The following is a 26,276-nucleotide window of genomic DNA, read 5'->3' on the forward strand; positions in this document are numbered from 1 at the left end:
GAATAGTTTTCTCAAAAGCCTAAACGGCAGTGAATACGCGCCGGTCAGCCAAAATTTAGGGAGCGACTATTGTTGTTCAGGTAAATGCAGCACACTTCTGCGTGTTTTCGCGCTGGGGCATCTTTTAGCCCATTGGCTCGATGCAATCCAGTGGTGGCCGCAGATTATGCCCCAAGAGCCGGGTTCAAAGTTCGCAGGTTGTTTTTCAACGGAATGTGCAAGGGAGCGTCAACCAGATGAATGTACGACACCACTATCGGTCGAGCCTGCAGGTTGCAGCCTTGATGTTGCTGACCACACTGCTGGCCGGCTGCGGCATCAACACGATCCCGACTCTCGACGAACAGGCCAAGGCTGCCTGGGGCCAGGTGCAGAACCAGTACCAGCGCCGCGCCGATCTGATTCCCAACCTGGTGGAAACCGTCAAGGGCTACGCCAAGCACGAAGAAGAAACCCTGACCGCCGTGATTGAAGCCCGGGCCAAGGCCACTTCGATCCAGGTCGATGCCAAAACCCTGGATAACCCGGAAAAACTCAAACAATTCCAGCAGGCCCAGGATCAGCTGACCGGTGCCTTGAGCCGTTTGATGGTGGTGTCCGAGCGTTACCCGGACCTCAAGGCCAACCAGAACTTCCTGGCGTTGCAGTCGCAACTTGAAGGCACCGAGAACCGCATTGCCGTGGCGCGTCGCGACTTCATCCTCGCCGTGCAGAAATACAACACGGAAATCCGTACGTTCCCCGGTCGCCTGTGGCACAGCGTGATGTACAGCGATTTGCCGATCCGCGAAACCTTCGAGGCCACCAGCCCCGATGCGGAAAAAGCACCTCAAGTGAAGTTCCAGTAAGCGCCGCAAGGGGCTTGAAGCATCACCAAGGATGAGGTTGCCAATGCGTGTGTTGAAAGTTGGCCTGGTGCTGTTGCTCTGGGTGTTTGCCCTGACGGCCCAGGCTGCGTTGAAGTTTCCGGAACTGACCGGGCGGGTGGTCGATAACGCCCAGATGATCGAGCCTGCGGTGCGTGAGCAGTTGACGCAACAGCTTCAGGCCCATGAAAAAGCCACCGGCGAGCAACTGGTGGTGGTCACGTTGCCGGATTTGCAGGGCACCGACATTGCGGACTTCGGTTATCAACTGGGGCGCTACTGGGGCATCGGCCAGAAGGACAAGAACACTGGCGCGCTGCTGATCGTTGCGCGTGACGATCGCAAGCTGCGGATTGAAGTCGGTTATGGCCTGGAAGACCGGCTGACCGATGCGCAGAGCTCGGTGATCATCAATCAGGTGATCACCCCGGCGTTCAAGACCGGCAACTTCAGCAAGGGCATCAGCGACGGGGTCGCGGCAATGCTTGTGGTGCTGGGCGGCAATCCGCTGGATGAGCCGTCCACGGTGTATGACTCCGGCGGCAATCAGGAAAGCGACTTCGTCTCACGGCATCCGGGGATCTTCGTGTTTCTGGTGATGCTGTTCATCCTGACGGTGTTTGTCTGCCAGATGCTCGGGATTCTGCCCAGCGGCGGCGGTGGTCGAGGCGGTTCGAGCGGCGGTTTCGGCGGTGGAGGTTTTGGTGGCGGTGGCGGCGGCGGGGGCTTCAGCGGCGGCGGGGGCAGTTTCGGGGGAGGCGGTTCCTCGGGCGGCTGGTGATTACACAACAATAGCGAGCGGGCATTCTTAAACATGGCATTACTGACCGAACACGAACAACGCAAAGTCGCCGAGGCGATTGCCCGGGTCGAGCGTGACACCGACGCCGAACTGGTGACCGTGCTCGCGGCCCGCGCCGACGACTACGCGTACATCCCGCTGCTCTGGGCCAGCCTGCTGGCGCTGGTCGTGCCGGGTATCGTGCATTACCTGACCGGCTGGCTGACCCTGCACAGCTTGCTGCTGGTGCAATGGATCTCGTTCATCGTGCTGTGCCTGGTGTTCCGGATTCCGAAAATCACCACGCACCTGATCCCGCGCTCGGTGCGTCATTGGCGCGCCTCGAACCTGGCGCGCCGGCAGTTTCTGGAGCAGAACCTGCACCACACGGTGGGCAGCACCGGCATGCTGATTTTTGTCTGTGAGGCTGAACGCTATGTGGAAATTCTGGTGGATGAAGGGATTTCGAAACGGCTGGACAACAAGAACTGGGATGGAATTGTTGCGGCGTTTACCCAGCAGGTGAAGCAGGGGCAGACGTTGCAGGGGTTTGTGACGTGTGTGGAGGCGTGTGGCGAGTTGCTCAAGGTGCATGTGCCAGTGACGCATGTGAGGAATGAGTTGCCGAATCGGTTGGTGGTGTTGGGGTAGGCTTCTGGATTCTTGTTCGACTTGAGATCCACCCCTCACCCCAGCCCTCTCCCCAAGGGGGAGAGGGAGCCTACCGAGTTGGATGTTCGAGATACTGCGACCTGAAAATTTTGAGTCGAACTCAGGTTTTGAAAAGCCCCCGATCGGCTCCCTTTCCCCTCTCCCCCCTAAGGAGAGGGCTGGGGTGAGGGGTGGTTTTCAAACCGTTCGGTAAATAACTGCGTGTCCCCAACCCCCATCCCCCCTAAAATACCCGCCATTCCCCGATCCGCACCGCCCGAGGCCGTTTTTCCCATGTCTGTCACCGCCACTCCCGCCAGCCTCGCGCCGGATCACCACGCCCAGTTCATCGACTTGCTGCAAACCAGCCTCGACGATAACGCCTTCATCAAACTGGTGCTGGCCAAGTACGTCGGCACTGAAGTGGATTTGCAGCGACTGATCATCAAGCAGCTGACGGTCAAGGATCAGCCCTGCCTGTCCTTCGTCTACCGCTACAAGACGCGCGACATCACCAAGAATTTGCCGATTGCCGAGGGCGTAGCGACCATCGCCGCACTCTTGCAGGCATCGTTCAAAAATGCGCATTTGCTGTCGCTGACGGATGAAGCTCAGCTGGAATACAGCAAAAAGGGCAAGTCTTCGCTGTTCAAGAGCAAACCTCAGCAATTGCGTGAAGTGCCATCCGCCGAGCACAACCGCGAGAAGAACCGCTTTCTCGACCTGAGCCGGCCGTTCCTTGCCGACCTTGGTGTGACGAACAGCAAGCACGAGCTGATCCCGGCGATGTCGCGCAAGTGGAAGCAGATCAACAAGTTCATCGAAGTCTTCAGCCACGCGCTGACCACGTCACCACTGGCGCTGGACAAACCGGTTCAGGTGGCGGACTTCGGCTCGGGCAAGGGTTACCTGACATTCGCGATCCATGACTACCTGCGCAACACCCTGAAGGCCGAAGGCATTGTGACCGGCGTCGAACTGCGCGAAGAGATGGTGGATTTGTGCAACGCCGCAGCCGCAAAGCTCGAACATCCGGGGCTGGTGTTCAAGTGCGGTGATGTGCGCAGCGTGGCGCCGAGCGAGCTGGACGTGATGATCGCGCTGCATGCCTGTGACATCGCCACCGACTACGCGATCCACACCGGTATTCGTTCCGGCGCCTCGATCATCATGTGCTCGCCGTGCTGCCACAAGCAGATCCGCCTGCAGATCCAGAGCCCGGCGCTGCTCAAGCCGATGCTGCAATACGGTCTGCATTTGGGCCAGCAAGCGGAAATGGTCACCGACAGTTTGCGTGCGTTGTTCCTGGAAGCCTGCGGTTACGAGACCAAGGTGTTCGAGTTCATCTCACTGGACCACACCAACAAGAACAAGATGATCCTGGCGGTCAAGCGTGCCGAGCCGGTCGATCCGGCCCAGCTGTTGGTGAAGATTCAGGAACTGAAGGATTTCTACCACATCAGCGAACATTGCCTCGAAACCCTGCTGCGGGCCGATGGCTACCTCTGACCCTGTAGGAGCCAGGCTTGCCGGCGAAGGCGATCTTGAGGACGCCTTCGCCGGCAAGCCTGGCTCCTACAAAGTTATGCCGTTGCGACCTGCGCAGGCTTGACCGCGGTCTTGCGTCCCAACATCACGGTCACGATCACCCCGGCGGCAAACAGCCAGGTGATCGGCTCGATGTGTTCGCCGAAGAACAGCGCCGAAAAGGCGATGGTGAAGAAGATCTGCAACAGCTGGATCTGACTGACCCGGGCAATGCCGCCCATCGCCAGCCCGGCGTACCAGGCAAAGAAACCGATGAACTGCGAGAACAGCGAGACGTAACCGAAGGCCCACCAGGTCTTGGCCGAAATCTCGCCCTGATGTTGCAGTGCCAGGTACATCACCGGCCCGATCAGCAATGGCGTCGACAGCACCAGCGCCCAGCAGATCACTTGCCAACCGCCCATCTCCTTGGCCAATCGGCCGCCCTCGGCGTACCCCAAACCGCCCACGGCAATCGCCCCGAGCATCAGCAAATCACCGGCCTGAATGCTGCCGGCACCGCTGATCAACGCATACCCCAGCACCAGCGCACTGCCCAGCGCGGCGCAAGCCCAGAAGGCTTTCGACGGTCGTTCGTGGGACAACCACGCCGCGTACAGCGCCACGCACAACGGCTGTAAGCCGTTGACCAGTGCACCGTGGGACGCCGGCAAGGTTTGCATGGCCCAGGCCGACAACACCGGGAAACCGAGGATCACCCCGGCAATCACCAGGGTCAGGCCTTTGACCTGTTTCCACGTCGGCCACTTCTCCCGACGCCATAGCAACAGCAGCGCCGCCGGAACCGCCGCGAACAGCGCACGGCCCAGGCCGTTGAGCAGCGGATGGAGTTCCTGCACGACGATCCGTGTGAAGGGCAGGGTGAGGCTGAAGATCACAACGCCGAGCAGGCCGAGGGCCATGCCGGTGTTTTCGCGCGAGGACATGATGGCAACCAGAATCGAGGGTGGCGGGAAGACCTTCATCTAGCCATAAACCGTGGGCGTTGCTCTGTTACAGCTAGGTGCAGAGTTATCCGTACAGTTTGAGGACGCCATCGCGGTCCATCAGGTAGTAGCTGGTTATTACCCGACCCCGCAGATAAGGACTACTTTGAATACTCCTGCAGGCCCACGTATTTCCCAGAGGAGTCCTCCCCATGGCGGCTAAAAAAATTCTGATGCTGGTCGGCGATTACGTCGAAGACTACGAAGTGATGGTGCCGTTTCAGGCGCTGTTGATGGTCGGCCACACGGTGCACGCCGTTTGCCCGGACAAAAACGCCGGTCAGACCGTGCGCACGGCAATCCATGACTTCGAAGGCGACCAGACCTACAGCGAAAAACCCGGTCACCTGTTTGCCCTGAACTTCGACTTCGCCAAGGTCAAGTCCGAGGACTACGACGCCCTGCTGGTGCCGGGCGGTCGTGCGCCGGAGTACCTGCGCCTGAACGAAAAAGTCCTGGAACTGGTGCGAGCGTTCGACAAGGCCGGCAAACCGATCGCTGCCGTGTGTCACGGTGCTCAATTGCTGGCGGCCGCGGGGATTCTCGAAGGTCGCGAGTGCAGCGCCTACCCGGCCTGTGCCCCGGAAGTGCGCCTGGCCGGCGGTACGTTCATCGATATTCCGGTGACGGAAGGTCACGTACAAGGCAATCTGGCGACTGCGCCAGCCTGGCCGGCGCACCCGAGCTGGCTCGCCGGTTTCCTCGGGTTGCTGGGCACCAAAATCACGCTGTAACGAGGGACCTTTCCATGTGCGAGCTCTACGTCAAAGCCGATCCGATTCTCTACGAGTCGCGCTCCCGCTCGCTGCGCATCTGCGGGGTGGTCACCACCCTGCGGCTGGAGAATCAGTTCTGGGACATCCTCAGCGAAATCGCCGAGGTTGACGGCATGACCACCAACCAGTTGATCGCCAAGTTGTATGAAGAGGTGATGGACTACCGCGGCGAAGTGGTGAATTTCGCCTCGTTTTTGCGGGTCAGCTGTACGCGGTACCTGAGTCAGCGACGGGTGCAGCCACCGGAATTATCGGTGGTGCGTGCGGTGGTGAAGTAGGGGGGGCGCCATCTTCACCGGCCCCATCGCGAGCAGGCTCACTCCTACAGGGGATCGCATTTCCATTGTAGGAGTGAGCCTGCTCGCGATGGGGCCGGTACAGGCGACAGATGTCTGGGGTTGGTCTTTACTCTGAAGCGCGAAACCTCTCAATTGCCAAGGAGAAAGAGCATGTCTGGATGGTATGAAGTGAGCAAAAGCAGCAATGGTCAATTCAAATTTGTACTGAAGGCCGCCAACGCGGAAACCATTCTGACCAGCGAGCTGTACACCACCCGCGCGGCCGCTGACAAAGGCATCGTGGCGGTTCAGAGCAACAGCCCCAAAGATGAACGCTACGAGAAGAAAACCACCAAGGATGGCCATCCTTACTTCAACCTCAAGGCTGGTAACCACGAGATCATCGGTAGCAGCGAGGCTTACTCCTCCCCTGCTGCGCTGGAGAAAGGCATTGCCAGCGTGAAGGCCAACGGGCCGACCACGGTGATCAAGGACAAAACCTTGCCGGTGCTCTAAACACACCGCTGATCCGAGATCGTTCCCACGCAGAGCGCGGGAACGATCATCACATTCAGACCTCGACCGGCACCGTCAGCTTCGGGCTGCCCAGCGCATGCGTCTTCGAATCAAAAAACCGCAACTCACTCCCGGTGCCCTCAAACACCTTCGCGTAGTGGCGCTTCTGGTGCTGAATGAACGCTTTGCTGCGCGGATAAATCGAGATCGCCACCACAGGCGGTTTCGCCTGGCGCAAGGCGTGAATAATGTGGCTGTCCTGCTCGCCCAGGGCATGGCCAAACAGGCACAAGCCGTCGCCATGGCCAAGTAACTGGTCGTAGCAGAACGACAGATAGTCCGAGCTGCGAATGGTCTTGAGTTTGTCCTGCGCCGGACCTTCATTGACGAACAGCGGCACGTCGTCGAGGGTCTTGATCGTGTTGTTGATCGCGAAACTGCCGAGCAGCGTGCCCTCGGTCGACATCAATTTGCGCGCCGTGCCGTCCTGATTTCGTACCAGATGCAACCCGCCATGCAGATAAAGCAGGCGGGTTTTATCGGTCGCCGTGGTGCTCAGATCAAAGCTTGATTCTGCACCCTGAAACAGGTCGCTGATCGCATCAGGCTGGTGCTGGATCGACCAGTAGTTGAGCAAGTCGTAGTTGGTGGTGAACACCGTCCGATAGCGACCCAGTTCCTGATTGATCGTCGCCAGCGTCGAAGGCACCACCAGCCGCCACGGGATATGCACCGCGTGCACGGTGTTGATCAGCGCTTCCTTGATCGCGTAGTAACGATTGCGTGGTGCGGCGGAACTCACGGCCAGGGCTTTGTTGACCCGGCTGGTGGTTTTCAGCGCGCTGAGCACCTGCTCGAAGCTGCGCGTCTGCATCGCATCGAACACGCTCAGCTCGGACTGGCTCAGGGGTTTTTCTTCGACGGTACGGGCGTTTTCGAACAGCGAGTCGTAGCCGAAGTCGTCCCACACGGCGCGACTGGCGCCGTTGCCCACCAGCAGGCCGCTGAACGAGGCGGTGGCGCGCAAGGCGTTCCAGTCTTCAAGTTGGGCATCAACATCCTGGAAATCGGTCATTGCGTTCAAAGTCTCAAAGCAGAAGGTCTGATGGGCGGCGACTTTATCACGACCAAGACTTGAGCCAGATCAAGTTACTGCGTGACCGATAGGTCGATCCTGTGGGTACCCGCTGGATCGGCGCTACCGGTTCGGCCTCAGCCAGGAGACTCGCTCATGAGCAGCACGTTTTTCATCCCTTCCGTGAATATCATGGGCATCGGTTGCCTCGACGAAGCCATGGACGCCATTCGCAAGTACGGTTTTCGCAAGGCGCTGATCGTCACCGACGCCGGGCTGGCCAAGGCGGGTGTAGCGAAGATGATTGCCGAGAAACTGGCGATGCAGGACATCGATTCAGTGATTTTCGACGGCGCCAAGCCCAACCCGAGCATGGCCAACGTCGAGAGCGGCCTGGGTCTGCTGAAAGAAACCCGCTGTGACTTCGTGGTGTCCCTGGGCGGCGGTTCGCCCCATGACTGCGCCAAAGGCATCGCGTTATGCGCAACCAACGGGGGGCAGATTCGCGATTACGAAGGCGTCGATCAATCCAACCAGCCGCAACTGCCGCTGATCGCCATCAACACCACCGCCGGCACGGCCAGCGAGATGACCCGTTTCTGTATCATCACCGACGAATCCCGTCACGTGAAAATGGCCATTGTCGATCGCAACGTCACGCCGCTGTTGTCGGTCAACGACCCGGCGCTGATGGTCGCCATGCCCAAGGGCCTGACGGCTGCCACTGGCATGGACGCACTGACCCACGCCATCGAAGCCTACGTTTCCACGGCGGCCAATCCAATCACCGATGCCTGCGCACTGAAGGCGATCACGTTGATCAGCAACAACCTGCGCCTGGCCGTCCGCGACGGCAGTGACATGGCCGCGCGGGAAAACATGGCGTACGCGCAGTTCCTCGCCGGCATGGCGTTCAATAACGCATCCCTGGGTTATGTCCACGCCATGGCTCATCAGTTGGGCGGGTTCTACGACTTGCCTCATGGTGTGTGCAACGCGGTACTGCTGCCCCACGTACAAAGCTTTAACGCGCTGGTTTGCGCCGATCGCCTTACTGATGTCGCCCTTGCGATGGGCGCCAATGTTCACGGTTTCACCCCGGAAGCGGGCGCCCAGGCGGCCATCGTGGCGATCCGCAGCCTGTCCAAAGACGTGGAAATTCCCGCCGGTTTGCGTGAACTCGGCGCCAAGCTCAACGACATCCCGACCCTCGCCACCAATGCCTTGAAAGACGCGTGCGGCCTGACCAATCCTCGCGTGGCGGATCAGCGCCAGATCGAGGAGATTTTCCGCAGCGCCTTCTAGGAAGTCTTGCGACCGGGCGCGAGCATCACGCAGAGCATCGCGCCCAATGCCAGCAAGGTACACAACAGTGAAAGCGGCCATGCTTGCGGGCTGGCGATCAAACTGGCGATCCCGCCGATAACGGCAGCCATCAGTTGATGAATGAAACCGCTCAACGCCATCGCATACGCACCACCCACCGGCGAACCGTCATTGGCCAGGGACAGGCTGATCGGGTAAGTCAAAGACTGGCCGAACACCGCAACGCAATAGGGCAACCAGAACAGCAGCGCCACTGAAGTGCCCACCAGACTCCCCAGCAACATCACTGCGCTGCCAGCCAGCACCAGCCCTACACCCGCCGTCATCAACCCGCGTTGACCGGTGCGAAGTACAAAGCCATTGACCGCCAAAGCCCCCAGAAAATACGCCGCACTGATCGGCCAGCCCAACAACCCGTATTCCACGGCCGACCAGTTGAACGGTCCTTGCAGAATTAGCGGCGCTGCGGTGTTGAACGCCACAATCACCCCGTACCCAAGGCCGCCGGTGAGGGCCGGCAACAGAAAGGCTCGATGACGCAAAATGCGCCAGTAGCTCGGCCAGGCGGATGACGGGGCATTCTCCTCGGCCAGCACCGGGAACGTCACCCGAGCCACGACCACCCCCATCATCAGACTCACAGTACCCAACAGGTAGAAAATCGCTGGCCAGCCCAGCGCCACCTGAATGATCGACCCCAGGTATTGACCGATCCCCAGCGCGACCACAAAGGAAATCGAAATCCAGGACAACGCCTTGGCCAGCAGCTCGCCGCGGAAACTGTCGCGGATCAGCACCCGGGCCATGACCGAAATGCCGCTGGCGCCAATGCCCTGAATCAGTCGAAACGCCAGGAACGACTCAAGCGTCTGGCTCAGGGGCAGGGCCAGATTGCCCAGCCCGTAGATACCCAGCGCGGCGAGCAGCACCGGTTTGCGGCCGATGCGCTGGCCAAGACTGCCCCAGAACAACATCGGCAACGCCATGCCGATCAGATACACCGCCAGCCCCCAGGACACCTGCGAGGCGTCGGCGGACAGATCACGGGCCATGTCCGGCAGCGCCGGCAGGTAAATGCTCATGCCCAACTGGGCGAGGAAAACCGTGCAGCAGGTGACGAGGAGGGTGGTGCTGCTCTTCATTGAATCTTCCCTGATTTCAGTTCAACAGCCGATTTCCCGGCCTTGGGTGCGTAAAAGCTCGGAAATGAGTTCACAAAAGTGGCGGATCAGCGTCGGCTCCATGTCGGCGCGCAGGGTGATTCTGATGGCTGCCTTGCCTTGTGCGACCACCGGAAAAAACACGGCCGAGGTGAAGAAACCGTGATTGGCCAGTTCCATGGCGATGTTGTTGGCCAGCGCTGCTTCGCCGCAGTTGACCAGACGAATAGCCATATTGCTGTTGTATTGATCGGTGCGTATGAGGCTGTCGAACAGCCGGATATTAACCTGAAGTTTTTCCTGCAAGGCGGCAAATTCCAGCGTGCGATGAAGCAGGATGGACGCTCTGCCCGCGCCAATGGCTGCACTGTTCAGGCTTTGCGACCAATTGCTGGGGCCGCCGTAACGGGCAATGAGCTTCTTCTGCCGTTCATTACCCAGCATCACCAGACCACCGCTGGCGCCAAACGACTTGGCCAGCGAGGCGACGATCAGGCAGTCATCCTCCAGGGCATGCAACCTGGGGCGCACGAGGCCTGCGCCCGATGTTCCGACGGCGGACAGCGCGTGGGAATCGTCCAGATAGAGAAACAACCCATAGCGGTCCTTCAGATACAAAAGACTGTCCAGGTCCGCGACCCCGCCCATGCTGTAGGCGCTGTCGGCGACATACGCGACGGTGCGGTGCTGCTGGCACTGCTTCTCGAGAAAATCCATGTCGTTATGAGGGCAGGTCACGACCGTGGTTTCATCGGCGCAGGCGGCTTTGAGGTGATTCATCGAGTAATGCGCCAACCGGTCGAAGACCATCACGGGAGGGCGGTTGTCCGTGAACACGCCGCTGGCCAGCAGCGGCAGGATTCCGGCACTCGCCGCACTGCACGACAAGGTGCTCAGGCAACTGGCGCCGAACAACTCGGACAGTTCGGTTTCGTACTGTTCCAGAATGGCCAGCTTGCAGCGGTTCTTTGAATTGGCGACGCGTAGGGTGCCGGCTTCCCACAGGGTATTTATGGCGCCGTCGAGAATGTCGGGATGGTGATCCAGGCCCAGGTATGACGTCGTGCAGAAATGATGAAACGCGCGACCGTGCTGATCGAGCATCCGGTTGGCACTTTTGATTTCGACGTTAAGCCCTGAAATTTTCCCGGCTTCAGCGCTCTCCCAATCGTGATCGGCCAACGCGATGACTTTGCGGTAGTTGGTGTAGCGGTTTGCCGCGTGTGCTGTCTGGTCCATGTGAAGATGACTTTCCTTGAGTGAAACGATCCATGGGTGTGTTGCAGTTCGTGTGTGTTTCCAGACTTTACAGAGCGCGGCGGAGGCTTTGAATCGGCTGTTTCCGGTACGGCTGAGTGTTACAAGAGATTTATGTGTAGGGCGATGCCTCGTGATGTTGTGGGCTAAATGCTTTGCCGAGTCGCGGAGAAACCGGGCTATCCTGCCGACTCAGTCGAACAGAAGTCATCGAGCCCTCCATGCTGCAAAAAAGCCTGATCCGCCGCCTCGACCTGATCACTCTCCAGCTGTTTGTCGCCGTTCATGAGGAGGGCACGCTGACCCGTGCCGCCGCGCGTGAAGCCATCGCCGTGTCGGCGGCCAGCAAGCGGCTGATGGAGTTGGAAGAAGCGCTGGGCATCAGTCTGTTCGTGCGCCAGGCCAAGGGCATGACCCTGACGCCGGCCGGTGAAACCTTGTTGCACCATGCCCGGCAGATGCTGTTCAACGTCGAGAAAATGGGGCTCGAACTGGGCGAACACAGCCACGGTATCCGCGGTTATGTGCGGATGCTCGCCAACCTGTCGGCGATCATTCAGTTTCTGCCCGAAGACCTGCGGGACTTTTCCGAGCGTCATCCTGAGGTCAAGACCGACCTCGAAGAACGCCCCAGCAGCGGGGTGATTCAGGGTGTGCTGGATGGCGTGGCGGACCTTGGGATCTGCTCCAGCGACAGCGACGTCAAAGGTCTGCACAGCGTGCTTTATCGACAGGACAAACTGATGGTGTTGATGCTGCCCGATCATCCGTTGGCGAGTCGTTCCAGCCTGGCCTTCGCCGATACGCTGGGCAGCGATTACGTCGGTCTGCACTCCGCCAGTTCGATCAATATGCGAACCCATGCGGCCGCGCGAGAGGCCGGCAAAGTGCTGCGGCTACGGATTCATGTACCGGGTTTCGATGCGATGTGCCGGATGGTCCAGGCCAACATGGGCATCGGCATCCTGCCGCAAAAGGCCTATGAACTGTTTGGCCGGGCGCTGGGCTTGCACGCGGTGCCGTTGACGGATGACTGGTCGGATCGCGCGTTGGTTCTTGTCGTGCGCGATGAAGCGGCGCTGTCGCCAGTGAGCCGGATGTTGTTTGAGCATTTGCGCGGAGCGGGTTGAGCGTTCGCGTTTCGCGAACGAACGTTGCCAACTGAAGGTTGGATTCCTTCACCCGTGGTCCTCTAGCCTTGGCTCATATTCCAAGAACAACATGAGGTACCCCGCGATGACTGCCCCCTTAAGTGCAATCAAAGTGATCGAGATCGGCACGCTGATCGCCGCGCCGTTCGCCGCGCGCATGCTCGCCGAGTTCGGCGCCGAAGTGATCAAGATCGAAGCCATGGGGCAGGGCGACCCGCTGCGCAAATGGCGCAAGCTGCACGAAGGCACGTCGCTGTGGTGGTACCTGCAATCGCGAAACAAGAAGTCCCTGGCGCTGAATCTGAAATCTCCCGAAGGCATCGAACTGGTCAAGCAACTGGCGAGCAGCGCCGACGTGTTGATCGAAAACCTGCGTCCCGGCGCTCTGGAGAAACTCGGCTTGGGCTGGGACGTCTTGCACGCCCTCAACCCCAACCTGACGCTGGTGCGTATATCCGGTTATGGTCAGACCGGCCCGTACCGCGATCGTCCTGGGTTCGGTGCGATCGGCGAGGCCATGGGCGGGATCCGCTACACCACCGGCACCCCCGGTTCACCGCCGGCTCGGGTGGGCGTCAGCCTCGGTGATTCCCTGGCTTCGCTGCACGCGGTGATCGGTGCCTTGATGTCGCTGCTGCGGGTCAAGACCGGGCAGGGCGGCGGGCAAGTGGTCGATGTGTCCCTGGCCGAAAGTGTGTTCAACGTGATGGAAAGCCTGGTGCCGGAATATGACATGCTCGGCCATGTTCGTGAGCGCAGCGGCGGGGCCTTGCCGGGCATCGCGCCGTCGAACACTTATCTGACGGCCGATGGCGCCTACGTGGTGATCGCCGGCAACAGCGACCCGATCTACAAGCGCTTGATGGACGTCATCGGTCGCCGTGATCTGGCCGATGCGCCGGAGTTTGCCCATAACGACGGGCGTGCCGCCAAGAGCAACGTGCTCGACGCGGCGATCACTCACTGGACCAGCAGCCTGCCGATCGACGATGTGTTGTCGGCACTGGAAGCTGCAGAAGTCCCGGCCGGGCGCATCTATTCAGTCGCCGACATCGTCGCCGATCCGCACTATCAGGCGCGGGACATGCTGCTCAACGCCGACTTGCCGGGCGGTGCCACGGTGAAGATGCCCGGCATTGTGCCGAAAATGTCCGAGACGCCCGGTGGCGTGAACTGGTCCGGACCTGCGTTGGGCCAGCACACCGACGGCATCCTCGCGGGACTGGGCCTTACCGGTTCGGACATCGAACGACTAAAAGCTCAAGGGGTGGTGCAATGATCACTGATTTTGCCGAGACCCTGATTGTTCAGGAAGTCTCCCCCCGCGATGGCTTGCAGATCGAGCCGACCTGGGTCGAAACCGTCGACAAGATTGCCTTGATCGATCAGCTGTCGCTGGCCGGTTTCAGCCGCATCGAAGCCGGCTCGTTCGTTTCCCCCAAGGCGATTCCGGCGCTGCGCGATGGTGAGCTGGTGTTCAAGGGCATCGCCCGGCAACCGGGGGTGATCTACGTCGCGTTGATCCCCAACCTGAAAGGCGCGCAACGGGCGCTGGCGACGAAGGCCGACGAGTTGAATCTGGTGATGTCCGCCAGCCAGACCCACAACCTGGCCAACATGCGCATGCGTTGCGAAGCCTCATTGGCCGCGTTCGGCGAGATCGTGCAATACGTCCAAGGGACGAAGGTGCGACTCAACGCCAGCATCGCCACCACCTTCGGCTGTCCGTTTGAAGGCAAGATCGATGAGGATCGCGTGCTGCAAATCGTCGAGGCCTATCAGGAACTCGGGATTCGGGGCATTACCCTGGCCGACACTACTGGCATGGCCAATCCGCGGCAGGTTGATCGTCTGGTGCGGCGGGTCTTGCAGCGAGTTTCGTCGGCTGATCTGACCCTGCATTTCCACAACACCCGCGGCCTCGGTTTATGCAACGTGCTGGCTGCCTACGAAGCCGGTGCCCGACGCTTCGACGCGGCCCTCGGCGGGCTCGGCGGTTGCCCGTTCGCGCCGGGCGCCTCGGGCAATATTTGTACTGAAGATCTGGTCAACCTGTGCGATGAGATCGGCATTCATACCGGCATCGATCTGCCGCTGTTGCTGCAATTGTCGCGAGGATTACCCGCGCTGCTGGGCCACGAAGTGCCCGGTCAGCTGGCCAAGGCCGGACGCAATTGCGATCTGCATCCAGTGCCTTCCTGACCCAACTCAAAACCCTGTGGGAGTGAGCCTGCTCGCGATAGCGGTGGGTCAGTTCATGCGATGTCGGATATGACTCCGTCATCGCGAGCAGGCTCACTCCTACAGTAAAAGCGTCCACAAAGCCTCTCAACCAGACAACAAAAACAATCGGACACCCACGGGCAGTCCGCCTGGAGAACCATCATGAGCCTTAATGTACTGGAGGCGGGCGCGAGCCCGTCCGTTAGCCACGACGAAGAAAAAGCCCTGGTCAGCAAAGTCGCCTGGCGCCTGATGCCGTTGATCATGGTCTGCTACCTGTTCGCGTTTTTCGACCGCATCAACATCAGCTTCGCCAAGTTCCAGTTGCAGACCGACCTGAGCCTGAGCGACACCGCTTACGGCCTCGGCGCCGGGTTGTTCGTGGTCGGTTACGTGATCTTCGAAGTGCCGAGCAACATGATGCTGTACAAGGTCGGCGCCCGGCGCTGGATCGCCCGGATCATGATGTCCTGGGGCCTCGCTACCGCGGCTATGGTCTTCGTCAATAGTGAATGGCAGTTCTACGCGCTGCGCTTTGTGATTGGCGCGATGGAGGCCGGTTTTGCGCCGGGAGTCCTGTATTACCTGACGCTGTGGTTCCCGCAGCACTATCGCGGACGCATCACGTCGATGTTGTTTCTGTCGTCGGCGTTTGCCGGCCTGGTCGGCGCACCGTTCTCCGGGCTGGTGCTGCAACACCTCGACGGTTTTATGGATATGCGCGGCTGGCACTGGCTGTTTCTGCTGGGCGGCGTGCCTTGCATTGGCCTTGGCTTGCTGGTGCTGACGTTGCTCAAGGACCGCATCGAAGACGCCCATTGGCTGACGCCATCCGAGAAAACGCTGCTGGCCAGCCGCATCGCGCACCATGAACCGCACAAGAGTGGCGGCTCGTTGCTCGCCGCACTGCGGATTCCGGGTTTCCTGACCCTCGGGCTGATCTACTTCCTGATTCAGGTGGCGTCCTACGGCTTGAACTTCTGGGCCCCGCAACTGATTCGCAGCGCGGGTACCGAGAGCCCGGTGATGATCGGTTTGCTGACTGCCATCCCTTACATCTGCGGCGCGATCAGCATGGTGGTGATCGGGCGGTTGTCCGACTCGACCGGTGAACGGCGCAAGTTTGTCGCAGGTCTGGTTGCGGTGGGCGCGGTGGGGTTCTTCTGTGCGGGGATCTTCGCTAACCACACGACCTTCCTGATTGTCGCGCTGGGCTTGCTCGGTGCCGGGATCATCGCCTCCATCCCGAGCTTCTGGACCCTGCCGCCCAAACTGCTGGCCGGTGCTGGCGCAGGGGCTGCTGGCGGGATCGCAGTGATCAACACCCTCGGCCAGTTCGGCGGCATCGTCAGCCCGGTGATGGTGGGGCGGATCAAAGACCTGACCGGCAGCACCACGCCGGCACTGTATGTCATCGGCGTCGCTGCGCTGATCGCCGTCGCGCTGCTGCTGTGGGGGTTGCCGCAGAAGCTGCGCACGCTCGACAAGTTTTAAAGGTTCGCAGGCTACCTCAGCCCTTACATGGACCACGCATCCCTGTAGGAGCTGGCGCAGCCTGCGATCTTTTGATCTTCAAGTCGTGATCACCCCTTTAACCGGTGTGGCACTGAACTGAATCAACGCCACGCCTGCTATCAACAACACCGCCCCAAACACCCGCGGTAATGTCATCTCCCGCTCCACCAACCCAAACCACCCGAAGTGATCCAGCACCAGCGACGCCACCACCTGTCCCGCCAGCGCCAACGCAATAAACCCAGATGCCCCGAGCTTGGGCAGCAACATCAGCGCCAATGAAATAAAGCACACCCCAAACGCGCCACCGGCCCACATCCACAGCGGCGCCTTGCTGATGAACGCCAGCGACGGGAATGGCAAACGCAGTGCCAACATTACCGGCAGCAACACCACAATACTCACCAGCAACGACGCGAGAGTCGCCCACAACGGATGGCCCAAACCGCGCCCGAGGTTGGCGTTGATCGCGCTTTGAAAAGGCACCACAGCCCCGGCTATCACGGCCAGCAGCAACAGCCCGGCCCAATGCAACGTACTCATGAAGATTCTCCAACAGGTTTTGCTGGACTCTAGAGTATTCGTCGCGCAGATTTAAATTCCAAATAGCTATGCAGAACATGCATCAGATGAATGATCTTCGGCGCGTCGACCTCAATTTGCTGGTGATCCTCGACGCCTTGCTCAGCGAACAACACGTGACCCGTGCCGCCGAGCGCCTGCACCTGAGTCAGCCGGCCGTCAGTCATGCCTTGGCACGGTTGCGGGATCTGCTTGGCGATCCTTTGTTGGTACGGGCTGGCGCGAGCCTTGTGCCAACCCCGCGAGCCCTGGAGTTGATGGCTCCATTGGCCGAAGCCCTGGCCCAAGTGCAATCGCTGCTGGCACCGAATACCTTTGATCAGGCCACCGCCAAGCGCACGTTTCGACTGGCGATGTCCGACTATGGCGCTGCCATCGTCCTGCCGGGGTTGATACGGACTTTGCGCCGGGAAGCACCGGGCATCGATCTGCAAATCAGCCATGCCAGCCGCGAAGGCATGATCGAGGGAGTGCTCAACGGCGACATCGACGTGGCGGCAGGCGTCTTTCCAGAGTTGCCGAACGAGTTGCGCAGCACCCCGTTGTTCGAAGAGCACTACGCTTGCCTGCTCGACCGTAACAGCCTGCCCGCCGATGGCGTGCTCGACCGTAACAGCCTGCCCGCCGATGGCGTGCTCGACCGTAACAGCCTGCCCGCCGATGGCGTGCTCGACCTGCCGACCTACCTCGCCCGACCCCACGTCCTGCTGGAAATGCGCGGCAGCGGCACCCCGGAAATCGAACGGGCCCTGACCGCCCTGCGTGAACGCCGTCGCGTGGCGATCAGCCTGCCGCACTGGAGCGTCGCCCCGGAATTCATCAGCGGCACCGACCTGATCCTCACCGTCGCTTCCCGAGGGTTGCTCAATATCGATGAGCAGTCGTTGATCGTGGTCCCGCCGCCGTTTCACATTCCGTCGTTTACGTTTGTGTTGGTTTGGCACAAGCGGCGGGGTGGGGATCAGGCGTTGAACTGGTTGAATGGGCGGATTGGGGAGGGGATCGGGCACGAATGACGTTCTATCCAGTGCCCTGATTTTGTAGTGTTTACCAACTGGTAGGTGGAAGACGTCTGGTATGGAAGACCCTTAGTACCTGCAGGCGTCCTTGGCGAACTCGATAGGGAATCAGATAAGGCCGGTCGGGCAAAACCCATTCTCGAGTGCCGGGCAGGCGGCCTTCACGGCCGGTTGCCGGGAAGTGTGCAAGGTGATCGACGCTGGTAAGGATGGCTTGGACGAAGTCCGCTGCGGCTTTCGGATTCTCAATTGCTATATAAGCGGCTTCGTCATCGAGATTTTTTAATGCGGTACGCAACCACTCAACGCGCATTGGCATTCCACTTGTCAGCGATTGCATTCACTTCTTCCGGCGTTGCGAAGTCACCAGCATCGGCTTCTTTCAGTGCTTTCTGAATTTCCTCGATTTGCCAGGCTTCCCTCGCGAGATATTCACGCAGAGCATCCACCGCGAGAAATGATTTGCTGCGGCCAGTGGCCTTGGAAAGATTGGCGAGGGTATCGGCGATTTCGTCTGGCAGACGTAAAGACATGACGGACATGACGGTCTCGATGTAGTGGTTTGTAATACAACATACTACAGCGTCATGCAGGGGGTTAGGCCATCCCCGTTCGTCTGCCGTAACAAATGATTGAACAGGTCTACCGAGCCGGGGATAGTGCGCGGCTGAAATCGTCTAGGTTTTTGAATTGAACAAGGAGCAGGGAATGACATTGAAGTCTGGATTGATAGGCAGTTTGGCTGCATGCAGCCTGATAATGACGGCCCAAGTGTTTGCTGAATGCGCGCCGCCGCCGTTGAGTGACGATTTTGGTCTTTCCGTTTGTAAGGACTGGCCCGCTTATCCCGGCCTTACTCTCACTGCCACTTCGCAGCACGAAGCGAATTCGTCGTTCGACAGTTCGGGTCGTGACGGAATTTATGACCTCAGCCTTGCGGTTGTGTCGGGTAGTGATTTGAAACCTCTGGCGTCCTTCCATCAGGCGTCTGCCTTCGTGTCTGATGCATTTGGTATTGAAGACCTGCAACTGGATACCGCTCGCTACACACTCACTCCAGAACTGCGAGCATTTGGCGTACGGATCAGGTTCAGCGGTTCGTCTCGCGCCAATCCCATGGCTGAAACCTGGCTGTCGCTCTATGTAAAAGAAGGCAATCAGTTGCGTCCAGTCCTGGACAGGCTCATCACGGAGGCGGAGAGCGGCGAATGGGACACCAATTGTGCCGGTGAACGCTACAACACCGTTCGAACCGTCGAGATTGGCAAAACCAGCTCATATGGATTTGCGGATCTGATCGTCAAATCCGTGGCCACGAGCATCATCGGAAAAGGCGAGGGGGAGGCTTGTGAATCCAGATCAATCACCGCTAAACCCGTGCTGACGACACTTCGATACAACGGCAAAGCCTATGTCCTTCCGCAAGGTTTCAAGGGCGTTTAAGTACTACGAGCGATTTGTGACGATCAGGGAAGACTATGACTATTACCAGGAAACTGCTGAGCTCAATCGCCGCACTCGGCTTCATCATTGCTGCCGGCCAGGCTCAAGCGGGTTGCGATGATGAGGCGCCCTTCGGCCAGCGTTCATTCACGCTATGCAAGGTTTGGCCGGCTTATGACGACCTGACTATTGTTGCCACGTCGACGTTTACCCCGGACTTCGTAGATGCAGGTAATGACGGCGGGAATGTCGATCTGGAGTTGTCGCTGATCCATTCATCCAATTCGAAGCGCCTGGCCAACTACCGAAAAAAAGACGCCTATTATTCGGACGCTGTGGCGTATGAAGGGCTGGCCATTGATACAGCAAGGTACAAGCTGAACACTGACGAGCGTGCGTTTGGCATTCGTTCGAAATTTGCGCATGAGTCGAGTGTCAGTCCCTATTCGAAAATAGAACTGGCACTGTATCTCAAGGATGGCAGTGTTCTACGCCCCGTGCTGGAAGGGCTGGTGGTCGAGAGCAACAACGGCGAGTGGGACGGTAATTGCGCAGGAGAGGGCGCGCGGATGCAACGAACGGTCGGTATCGCTAAGTCGATGCAAAACGGGTTCGCAGACCTCATTGTCAGCTCCACTGTGACGCTGACGAAGAGCTTCAAGGTCGGCGAACTGTGCGATGGCGAATCCAAAAAATTGAAGACAACCCAAGTCACTCTCCGTTACGACGGTAAGCAATATGTCGTACCAGAGGCACTTAGAAGTTAATCGGTCGGCAGCAGCCCTATGCCGGAATGAAGTTCTTCGACGATCAGTAAGTCAGGCTCCGGGGACCTGAGATAGACTTGCGTGCATTCAACCCGGCTCAACAGGACTTCCAATGACCCCTTCGCTGCTAATGGCTGTTCTGGCCTCGGGCTTTATTTACGGCATCACGCCGGGGCCGGGTGTGTTGGCGGTGTTCGGCATCGGTGCGGCGCGTGGTCGGCGGGCTGGGGCGGGGTTTCTCTGCGGGCATTTGCTGGGGGATGTGGTCTGGTGCAGCACGGCGCTGATCGCGATTGTCGGTGCGCGGGAAATCGGCAGCACCGCGTTCGATGTGCTGGGAGTACTCAGCGGGCTGTACCTGTTTTGGCTCGGCCTGCGCGCGGTTCGTGCCCGTCGCAGCAGTGTCGAAGCGCCACAGGGCCCGGCGCGGCAGCCGTTCTGGCACGGCATTCTGTTTGGCCTGACCAATCCGAAGGCTTACCCGGTGGCGGTAGCGACTTTTACGGCGTTGCTGTCCAGCCGTGCCGAATTGCTGCACTGGTCGATGCTGCCGTGGCTGATTGTTCTGAGCTTCGTCGGTGGCCTCATGGCCTACGCTATCCTCATTGGCATTGTCGGTGCGCGGCAGGTGCGCAGCTTGTACCAGCGTCATGAGCTGTTGATCACCCGGTTGTGTGGGGTGATGTTTATCGGTTTCGCCATCAACGCCCTGGCGCATGCATTGCCGGGGCTGGTGACGAACAAGGCGTGAGGCTGATCGCAGGGACGCGTCAGTTGTATTGCTGGGGAAGGGAAGGTTCATTATTGCTGCATATCCGGACACGCTCACCGCACTATGGCAACCAGAAATTCCGCGCCGTTGGCGAGCTTCATCGATCTCTTGCTGGACGCCGTCTGTGCGGTCGACAAACAAGGTCGCTTCGTATTTGTCAGCGCGGCCTGCGAACGTATTTTCGGATATACCCCCGAAGAGCTGATCGGCCAGCCGATGATCGACCTGGTGCATCCCGCCGATCGACAGCGCACCCTCGATGCCGCGCGGGAAATCATGGGCGGCGACCCCAAGCTCAACTTCGAAAACCGCTATCTGCGCAAGGATGGCCGGGTGGCGCACATCCTCTGGTCGGCGCGCTGGTCTGAGGTCGACCAGCTGCGCATCGCCGTGGCACGCGACATCACTGAGCGTAAGCAGGCCGAATCCCGACAAGCGGCGTTGTATGCGATCTCCGAAGCGGCCCACGCGGCGGAAGACTTGTTGGCGTTGTTCAAACGCATCCATTTGATCATCGGTGAATGGCTGCCGGCGCTGAATTTCTCCGTGGCGCTGTATGACGAACACTGTGCACAGCTGAATTTCCCTTATCACGTGGACGACCTGGAGCTGCAACCCGAGCAGCCCGGAACGATCACCGGACGTCTCTGCGCCGAAGTGATTCGCAGCGGCCAGCCGATTCTGCTGACCGCGGGTCAGGACAATTTGCCGGAAGGGTTTGAGGCGCTGGTCGCGGGCCAGCATTCACCCTGCTGGCTGGGTGTGCCGTTGAGTTCTCAAAACGGCACCATCGGTGCGCTGATCGTCAAAAGCGTACCGGGCGGCGAGCGTTACACCGAGCAGGACAAGGAGCTGCTGCAATACGTTTGCGCCCAGGTCGCCACCGCGATTGAGCGCAAGCAATTGCATGCCAGACTGCAGCGCATGGCCCAATACGACCCACTGACTCAACTGGCCAACCGAGAGTTGCTCCGTGACAGGCTTAAAGACTCACTGACGCAGGCGCGAGCGGACTCTGGCCGAATGGCACTGCTGTACGTCGACCTCGACCGCTTCAAGCAAGTCAACGACACCCACGGTCATACGGTCGGCGACATGCTGCTGCAAGCGGTCGCCAATCGGCTCAAAGGCTGCGTGCGCGAAACCGACACCGTGGCGCGCATCGGCGGTGATGAGTTTGTAGTGTTGTTGCACAGCATCCACGCCTCGGAAGACGCCGACATCGTGGCGGGAAAAATCCGACACGTCCTGGCTCAACCCCTGCGTCTGGACGGCCACAGCCTGATCATCCAGACGAGCATCGGCGTTGCGCAATACCCCGACCACGGCACTGAAGAAAATCAGTTGTTTCGGCATGCCGATGAAGCCATGTACGCCGCCAAGCGCCAACATCATCAGCGCCTCGGGGCCTGAAAAATCTGCCACCGTTCGTCGCGTAAATTTCAATTTCTCTAAACCTTTGCGGTGATCGAAATTCTGATTTTATGCGGGCTCCTGCTCGCCGCGATCATTACCAAGAGGTAGATAATCATGCCTAATTCAAGAAACTCGAACTCGGGAAACTTCGCCAACGATCGAACGAAGGCGTCTGAAGCCGGTCGCAAAGGTGGGAAAACTACCACCACGACTGTCGATAAAGACCCTGCGAAACCCGATATGGGCCGCAAAGGTGGTCAGAAATCGAAGTAGCGGTGAAGGTAGTTTTGATTGAGAGGCGGGAGCGTAAGCTCCCGTTTGAATTTTTTACGAGGAGGGCGCGACCATGAGCCGGATGGCCACCCGATTACGCAATGCCAGTTTTGCCACGTTGCTGGCCCTGTGCGCCAGCAGCGCCTTTGCCCAGTCCCCCGTCGAATTCATTAACGATGCGTCGGCCAAAGGCATGGCCGATATCGAAGCCAGCCGCCTGGCGCACCAGAAAACCGAATCCAAAGAGGTCAAGGACTACACCATCGTCGTCATCAACGACCGCACCACCGCCAACCAGCACCTGGCGAAAATCGCCAAGCAGCTGGATTTGCCGGTGGCCCCGCGCGAAGAGGTCGTCGATAAAGCCAAAGCCTTGATGCCGCAAGTGCAGGACGACGCGAGCTTCGACCAGGCCTACGCGGCCAGTCAGGTGAAAACCACCCAGGAAGCCATCGAACAGCTTCAACAGGCAGCGCAGACCACTGACGTGCCTGAAATCAAAGCCTTCGCCGAAGAAACGTTGCCCAAACTGCAGAACCACCTGCAAATGGCCAAGGCGCTGCAAGCCAGTCGCTAGCCATCGGAGTGAGCGGGTGGTCTGGGGCCACCCGCGACTTCCCGATCAGCATTGATTCAAATCCGGTTTGCCTTTTTCCTCGGCGACGGTCCCGTCCACGGAAACCGTTTCGCCCTCGCCAAGTTGCCGATACTGCTTTCTCAGCGCTTCCAGCTGCTTGAGATCCAGCGCCTCGAGGCCCAGCATTGCGTTCTGCGCATCCTTCGTCACCCGCAGCAACTCATCGATCTTCAAATGCAAAATGTCCGTGTCGCGGTTCTGGGTGTTCTGGATCAGGAACACCATCAGGAACGTAATGATGGTGGTCGACGTATTGATGATCAGTTGCCAGGTGTCGTTGAAGTGAAAAATCGGCCCACTCAGACCCCACAGAAAAATCAGAATGATCGCCCCCATGAATGTTTTGGGACTGCCGGCCCACAGGGCAAGTTTCTGAGCGACTTTTGCGAATTTCATTGCCGTGTTCCTTATAGGGATGTGCCTGAGTTTCAGACAGCACGGGCATGATGAAAATTCTGATTAAATTCTGGGTTCAATGAAAAGCCGGTAGCTCGGAGGAGCAGACGAAGGCTGCGAGCTAGCGATCTTATAGGACAAATTGACCCGGATATGGATGGAAGAAATCTCTGTTGTTCCCAATTCTTGGTTGGATTCTTTCTTTGTGCCGGTTTGTGTCTAGTATCAAAGGCAATCAATTTGCCAGCATGCAAACACACGGATCGAACCAGATAAGAGGCCACTCATGGAATTCTTCGAAAAGTTAGCAAGCTTAGCCGCCAAAGTTCGTTTGCAAGGCGCTGCCATTAAGACGGAAGAAGCAACCAAGAACGCGTTTGTCATGCCATTTATCAGTACGGTGCTGGGCTACGATGTCTTCGATCCGACGGAAGTAACTCCCGAATTCGTTTGCGATATTGGAACGAAAAAGGGAGAAAAAATTGATTACGCAATCATGAAGGGAGGAGAGGTTCAAATCCTCATTGAGTGCAAAAAAATAGGCGAGCCGTTGCACATCAATCACGCCTCCCAGTTGTTTCGCTACTTCCACGTCACCAGCGCCCGAATCTCTATCCTTACCAACGGTCAGGTCTACAAGTTTTTCACCGACCTGGATGCGCCCAACAAGATGGATGAGAAGCCATTTCTTGAACTCGACCTTCTGGATATCGATGAGTATTCCGTCCCCGAATTGGTCAAGCTCACCAAGTCAGCCTTCGATGTGGATTCGATTATTAGCGCCGCAGGTGAGCTGAAGTACGTCAGCCAAATCAAAAAGGTCATTGCTTCGCAGGTCAGCAAACCTGATGACGACTTTGTGAAAGTGTTCGCTTCGCGTGTATACGACGGTGTGATTACTCAGAAGGTCCGTGAGCAGTTCCATGAGCTAACGAGAAAAGCTGTGGTGCAGTTTCTCAACGACCAAATTAACGACAGGCTCAAGTCGGCCATGAGCGGCGCCATTCAACCCGCGTTGGCCTCTTTGCCGGTTTCCTCCAGTGGCGCTGAGCAGCCGGATTTGCGAGACGAGTCCGAGGACAAGGTTCTGACCACCTTGGAAGAGCTGGAGGGATATCACATCGTCCGTGCCGTCGTTCGGTCTGTTGTCGATGCAAAGCGGATTGTTCAGCGCGATACACAGAGTTATTTCGGCATTCTGCTCGACGACAACAACCGCAAACCGATCTGCCGTCTGCACTTCAATCGTTCACAGAAGTACATCGGGATTTTTGACGAAGAGAAAAATGAAACCCGGCATGCAATAAACTCGATAGACGATATCTACGAATACTCGGATCACTTGAAGAAGACTGTTGGGTATTACGACTAGCCGAGCTTGCTCGGCGCGAAAGAAAACCGGCCATCGCGGCCGGTTTTTTGTGGGCATTTGCCCTAGAAGCTGGTGTTTTTGGGGTTTCTGTTCACCCCGCCAACTTCACGTCCACCGACCAACTGAAGTACCCCAGTGCCTCGCAGCTTTTATTGATCAGCATGAATTTCAGTTCGCACGCCTCAACCCCAGCCGCCAATTGCGTGCAATGCCAGTAATGATCATCGGCCATGTGGCTGCCCGGTTGGGTCGGGTTTTCGGGATCGGGTGCGGGGACTGTCAGGTTTGCGTGGACCACCAGTTCAGGCGGTGAAAGTACCCCTGCATCACCTGCAGACATCTCGTAGAACACCACGCTGTGTTCGGCGAGCAAGCTGACGGTCCTGCCACGGATGTGGAAGTTCTCGCCGTTATTCGCGGTGAGCGTCATTAAGCTGTCATTTGTTGTACTTTGTGTTGACTTTGTTCCGCTGATGGCGAAGATGAAACCTTCTTCAATACCGGTCGGGTTTTGCGGTTCAAGACTGGGCTGCGGATAGCGTGACAGCAGTGATTCGGCATCGACGATCAGCAGCACATTGTTGGCTGGCGCGATACTCGTCGAGGGGGAGGTAATCGGTTCGGAAGTCATCATGGATTCCTTTCATGATGTTGATTCAAGACGGCAGCCGCATCAGTTCAAGCAAGACATCCCGTCCCGGCCGAAGCGGCAACGAACTCGGTAGGCCCCTCGTTGCCAAGGGGCCTGGTCATCGTCAGTTACGGATGGTAATGAAAGGATCCCACGAGCAGCAGCCTACGATCTTGCAGTCGCGATCAACGATCAGGAAATGGAAGTGGTAGGTCACGCTACCGCACGAAAGTGTTTCCGAAGACCAGTAATGGTTATCGACTTTCTGGCAGCTAGGCACCGACGGGTTGCTGGTGTTGGGGACGGCAACGCACGCTGTAGCCTTGCGGGGCGTGGGGGTGGAGATCAACTCGTTGCCGACGTTGCCAACGAACTTGTAGAAAATTACTGCCGTCTCGAAGCTCTGCGACAGGCTGGTTTCACGCCAACGAATCAAGTCGCCTACCTGGGCTTTCAAGTTAAGTTCGCCACCGGCCTGGCCGCTGACCACGTTGTTCTGATTGGTCACCATGTACACATGATTGACGTCGATTAACGTCGGCGACGCAGGGTTTTTGCTGATGTTCGGGTAGTTTTTCAGAATGGTTTCAGTGTCGATTGAAACAAGTACATCCGTGACTCGAGACATAGTAAAGCTCCTTGTTCATAGTGAATGCCTGGTTACTTTTCAGGCGCAACAACGCTTGCTTGCCTTGCGGCCGTTGCGAACACACTACGGGCGGAACCCACCTGTCACGGGCATGAGCTGGCCTTGCTCCTTGCGTGCAAACTAACGGGTTCGGGTTCCTTCCGACGGGCCGCGATTAGGACTATAGATGCGATATACAGGCTGTCAAAATTGCTTGGCTTCTGTCTCGAC

General features: G+C 58.6%; 30 protein-coding genes. 20 read left to right on the forward strand and 10 right to left on the reverse strand.

The window, feature by feature from the left end:
- The first annotated feature begins 236 nt into the window (after nucleotides 1–236).
- The 4 genes from ABH912_RS27800 to ABH912_RS27815 all read left to right on the forward strand — a co-directional run bounded on the left by ABH912_RS27800 (nucleotide 237) and on the right by ABH912_RS27815 (nucleotide 3,807).
- Nucleotides 237–848, forward strand: coding sequence for a LemA family protein (locus tag ABH912_RS27800; RefSeq protein WP_033058913.1), 612 nt, complete (start codon nucleotides 237–239; stop codon nucleotides 846–848).
- Between the two features lie 43 nt (nucleotides 849–891).
- On the forward strand, nucleotides 892–1,647 hold the full coding sequence (locus ABH912_RS27805) for a TPM domain-containing protein (RefSeq protein ID WP_429512139.1): 756 nt from the start codon (nucleotides 892–894) through the stop codon (nucleotides 1,645–1,647).
- 33 nt (nucleotides 1,648–1,680) lie between these two features.
- Nucleotides 1,681–2,298 carry a TPM domain-containing protein gene (locus ABH912_RS27810; protein ID WP_033058909.1) on the forward strand — a complete coding sequence of 206 codons (618 nt, stop codon included), beginning with the start codon at nucleotides 1,681–1,683 and terminating at the stop codon, nucleotides 2,296–2,298.
- A gap of 294 nt (nucleotides 2,299–2,592) precedes the next feature.
- Nucleotides 2,593–3,807 carry a class I SAM-dependent methyltransferase gene (locus ABH912_RS27815; RefSeq protein WP_429512141.1) on the forward strand — a complete coding sequence of 405 codons (1,215 nt, stop codon included), beginning with the start codon at nucleotides 2,593–2,595 and terminating at the stop codon, nucleotides 3,805–3,807.
- Nucleotides 3,808–3,881: 74 nt separating this feature from the next.
- On the opposite strand, the gene ABH912_RS27820 is transcribed toward ABH912_RS27815, so the two are convergent.
- On the reverse strand, nucleotides 3,882–4,772 hold the full coding sequence (locus tag ABH912_RS27820) for a DMT family transporter (RefSeq protein WP_033061409.1): 891 nt from the start codon (nucleotides 4,770–4,772) through the stop codon (nucleotides 3,882–3,884).
- A gap of 212 nt (nucleotides 4,773–4,984) precedes the next feature.
- Here ABH912_RS27820 and ABH912_RS27825 point away from each other — a divergent pair, with 212 nt between their 5' ends.
- The 3 genes from ABH912_RS27825 to ABH912_RS27835 all read left to right on the forward strand — a co-directional run bounded on the left by ABH912_RS27825 (nucleotide 4,985) and on the right by ABH912_RS27835 (nucleotide 6,402).
- A complete protein-coding gene (locus tag ABH912_RS27825; protein WP_429512142.1) occupies nucleotides 4,985–5,566 on the forward strand; it encodes a DJ-1/PfpI family protein in 582 nt (193 codons plus the stop codon).
- A gap of 14 nt (nucleotides 5,567–5,580) precedes the next feature.
- Nucleotides 5,581–5,886 carry a ribbon-helix-helix domain-containing protein gene (locus tag ABH912_RS27830; RefSeq protein ID WP_076030022.1) on the forward strand — a complete coding sequence of 102 codons (306 nt, stop codon included), beginning with the start codon at nucleotides 5,581–5,583 and terminating at the stop codon, nucleotides 5,884–5,886.
- A 171-nt stretch (nucleotides 5,887–6,057) separates the two neighbouring features.
- A complete protein-coding gene (locus ABH912_RS27835; RefSeq protein ID WP_033061359.1) occupies nucleotides 6,058–6,402 on the forward strand; it encodes a YegP family protein in 345 nt (114 codons plus the stop codon).
- A 55-nt stretch (nucleotides 6,403–6,457) separates the two neighbouring features.
- On the opposite strand, the gene ABH912_RS27840 is transcribed toward ABH912_RS27835, so the two are convergent.
- Entirely contained in the window at nucleotides 6,458–7,477 is a 1,020-nt protein-coding gene (locus ABH912_RS27840) for a DUF4917 family protein (RefSeq protein WP_033061360.1), read from the reverse strand.
- 156 nt (nucleotides 7,478–7,633) lie between these two features.
- Here ABH912_RS27840 and yiaY point away from each other — a divergent pair, with 156 nt between their 5' ends.
- Nucleotides 7,634–8,782 carry an L-threonine dehydrogenase gene (yiaY, locus tag ABH912_RS27845; RefSeq protein ID WP_033061362.1) on the forward strand — a complete coding sequence of 383 codons (1,149 nt, stop codon included), beginning with the start codon at nucleotides 7,634–7,636 and terminating at the stop codon, nucleotides 8,780–8,782.
- Here yiaY and ABH912_RS27850 read toward each other — a convergent pair.
- Both ABH912_RS27850 and ABH912_RS27855 read right to left on the reverse strand, forming a co-directional pair.
- Complete coding sequence (locus ABH912_RS27850) at nucleotides 8,779–9,945, reverse strand: MFS transporter (RefSeq protein ID WP_033061363.1); 1,167 nt, start codon at nucleotides 9,943–9,945, stop codon at nucleotides 8,779–8,781. The genes yiaY and ABH912_RS27850 overlap by 4 nt on opposite strands.
- Nucleotides 9,946–9,966: 21 nt before the next feature.
- Nucleotides 9,967–11,202, reverse strand: a complete 1,236-nt coding sequence (locus tag ABH912_RS27855; RefSeq protein ID WP_033061365.1) for an aminotransferase class I/II-fold pyridoxal phosphate-dependent enzyme — start codon at nucleotides 11,200–11,202, stop codon at nucleotides 9,967–9,969.
- Nucleotides 11,203–11,441: 239 nt separating this feature from the next.
- Between ABH912_RS27855 and ABH912_RS27860 the strand changes: the two genes are divergently transcribed.
- The 4 genes from ABH912_RS27860 to ABH912_RS27875 all read left to right on the forward strand — a co-directional run bounded on the left by ABH912_RS27860 (nucleotide 11,442) and on the right by ABH912_RS27875 (nucleotide 16,088).
- Nucleotides 11,442–12,350 (forward strand): LysR family transcriptional regulator, encoded by a 909-nt coding sequence (locus ABH912_RS27860; RefSeq protein WP_033061366.1) that lies wholly within the window; start codon nucleotides 11,442–11,444, stop codon nucleotides 12,348–12,350.
- A gap of 106 nt (nucleotides 12,351–12,456) precedes the next feature.
- Nucleotides 12,457–13,650 carry a CaiB/BaiF CoA transferase family protein gene (locus ABH912_RS27865; protein ID WP_033061368.1) on the forward strand — a complete coding sequence of 398 codons (1,194 nt, stop codon included), beginning with the start codon at nucleotides 12,457–12,459 and terminating at the stop codon, nucleotides 13,648–13,650.
- A complete protein-coding gene (locus ABH912_RS27870) occupies nucleotides 13,647–14,573 on the forward strand; it encodes a hydroxymethylglutaryl-CoA lyase (protein WP_033061369.1) in 927 nt (308 codons plus the stop codon). Before ABH912_RS27865 ends, ABH912_RS27870 begins: the two co-directional genes overlap by 4 nt.
- A gap of 183 nt (nucleotides 14,574–14,756) precedes the next feature.
- Nucleotides 14,757–16,088: an MFS transporter gene (locus tag ABH912_RS27875; RefSeq protein WP_033061371.1), complete on the forward strand. Its 1,332-nt coding sequence runs from the start codon at nucleotides 14,757–14,759 to the stop codon at nucleotides 16,086–16,088.
- A gap of 78 nt (nucleotides 16,089–16,166) precedes the next feature.
- On the opposite strand, the gene ABH912_RS27880 is transcribed toward ABH912_RS27875, so the two are convergent.
- A complete protein-coding gene (locus ABH912_RS27880) occupies nucleotides 16,167–16,652 on the reverse strand; it encodes a DMT family transporter (protein WP_033061372.1) in 486 nt (161 codons plus the stop codon).
- A gap of 77 nt (nucleotides 16,653–16,729) precedes the next feature.
- On the opposite strand from ABH912_RS27880, the gene ABH912_RS27885 reads away from it, so the two are divergent.
- Nucleotides 16,730–17,707 (forward strand): LysR substrate-binding domain-containing protein, encoded by a 978-nt coding sequence (locus ABH912_RS27885; RefSeq protein ID WP_429512147.1) that lies wholly within the window; start codon nucleotides 16,730–16,732, stop codon nucleotides 17,705–17,707.
- A gap of 31 nt (nucleotides 17,708–17,738) precedes the next feature.
- Here ABH912_RS27885 and ABH912_RS27890 read toward each other — a convergent pair whose 3' ends face one another.
- Nucleotides 17,739–18,023 (reverse strand): type II toxin-antitoxin system RelE/ParE family toxin, encoded by a 285-nt coding sequence (locus ABH912_RS27890; RefSeq protein ID WP_082459273.1) that lies wholly within the window; start codon nucleotides 18,021–18,023, stop codon nucleotides 17,739–17,741.
- Nucleotides 18,013–18,252, reverse strand: a complete 240-nt coding sequence (locus tag ABH912_RS27895) for a CopG family ribbon-helix-helix protein (RefSeq protein ID WP_033061375.1) — start codon at nucleotides 18,250–18,252, stop codon at nucleotides 18,013–18,015. The genes ABH912_RS27890 and ABH912_RS27895 overlap by 11 nt, the downstream gene beginning before the upstream one ends.
- Before the next feature lie 166 nt (nucleotides 18,253–18,418).
- On the opposite strand from ABH912_RS27895, the gene ABH912_RS27900 reads away from it, so the two are divergent.
- From ABH912_RS27900 to ABH912_RS27925, 6 genes are all read left to right on the forward strand, one after another.
- Nucleotides 18,419–19,153: a hypothetical protein gene (locus ABH912_RS27900; RefSeq protein ID WP_033061377.1), complete on the forward strand. Its 735-nt coding sequence runs from the start codon at nucleotides 18,419–18,421 to the stop codon at nucleotides 19,151–19,153.
- 35 nt (nucleotides 19,154–19,188) lie between these two features.
- Complete coding sequence (locus tag ABH912_RS27905; protein ID WP_033061378.1) at nucleotides 19,189–19,920, forward strand: hypothetical protein; 732 nt, start codon at nucleotides 19,189–19,191, stop codon at nucleotides 19,918–19,920.
- A 112-nt stretch (nucleotides 19,921–20,032) separates the two neighbouring features.
- Entirely contained in the window at nucleotides 20,033–20,671 is a 639-nt protein-coding gene (locus tag ABH912_RS27910) for a LysE family translocator (RefSeq protein WP_033061380.1), read from the forward strand.
- 84 nt (nucleotides 20,672–20,755) lie between these two features.
- A complete protein-coding gene (locus ABH912_RS27915) occupies nucleotides 20,756–22,105 on the forward strand; it encodes a diguanylate cyclase domain-containing protein (protein WP_429512150.1) in 1,350 nt (449 codons plus the stop codon).
- 117 nt (nucleotides 22,106–22,222) lie between these two features.
- Nucleotides 22,223–22,381, forward strand: a complete 159-nt coding sequence (locus ABH912_RS27920) for a KGG domain-containing protein (RefSeq protein ID WP_010462447.1) — start codon at nucleotides 22,223–22,225, stop codon at nucleotides 22,379–22,381.
- Between the two features lie 73 nt (nucleotides 22,382–22,454).
- Nucleotides 22,455–22,958, forward strand: a complete 504-nt coding sequence (locus tag ABH912_RS27925) for a DUF4142 domain-containing protein (protein WP_429512152.1) — start codon at nucleotides 22,455–22,457, stop codon at nucleotides 22,956–22,958.
- Between the two features lie 45 nt (nucleotides 22,959–23,003).
- On the opposite strand, the gene ABH912_RS27930 is transcribed toward ABH912_RS27925, so the two are convergent.
- The gene (locus tag ABH912_RS27930; RefSeq protein WP_033061385.1) at nucleotides 23,004–23,414 is read right to left on the reverse strand and encodes a low affinity iron permease family protein; all 411 of its coding nucleotides are present in this window, start codon (nucleotides 23,412–23,414) and stop codon (nucleotides 23,004–23,006) included.
- Nucleotides 23,415–23,700: 286 nt separating this feature from the next.
- Here ABH912_RS27930 and ABH912_RS27935 point away from each other — a divergent pair, with 286 nt between their 5' ends.
- Nucleotides 23,701–24,786 carry a type I restriction endonuclease gene (locus ABH912_RS27935; RefSeq protein WP_429512153.1) on the forward strand — a complete coding sequence of 362 codons (1,086 nt, stop codon included), beginning with the start codon at nucleotides 23,701–23,703 and terminating at the stop codon, nucleotides 24,784–24,786.
- Between the two features lie 91 nt (nucleotides 24,787–24,877).
- On the opposite strand, the gene ABH912_RS27940 is transcribed toward ABH912_RS27935, so the two are convergent.
- Together ABH912_RS27940 and ABH912_RS27945 are read right to left on the reverse strand one after the other, a co-directional pair.
- On the reverse strand, nucleotides 24,878–25,417 hold the full coding sequence (locus ABH912_RS27940) for an AidA/PixA family protein (protein ID WP_429512155.1): 540 nt from the start codon (nucleotides 25,415–25,417) through the stop codon (nucleotides 24,878–24,880).
- Between the two features lie 124 nt (nucleotides 25,418–25,541).
- Entirely contained in the window at nucleotides 25,542–26,045 is a 504-nt protein-coding gene (locus ABH912_RS27945) for an inclusion body family protein (protein WP_033061388.1), read from the reverse strand.
- Nucleotides 26,046–26,276: the final 231 nt, after the last annotated feature.

The sequence above is a fragment of the Pseudomonas sp. BT76 TE3572 genome (assembly GCF_050435365.1).
GTDB classification, from domain to species: domain Bacteria; phylum Pseudomonadota; class Gammaproteobacteria; order Pseudomonadales; family Pseudomonadaceae; genus Aquipseudomonas; species Aquipseudomonas fluorescens_W.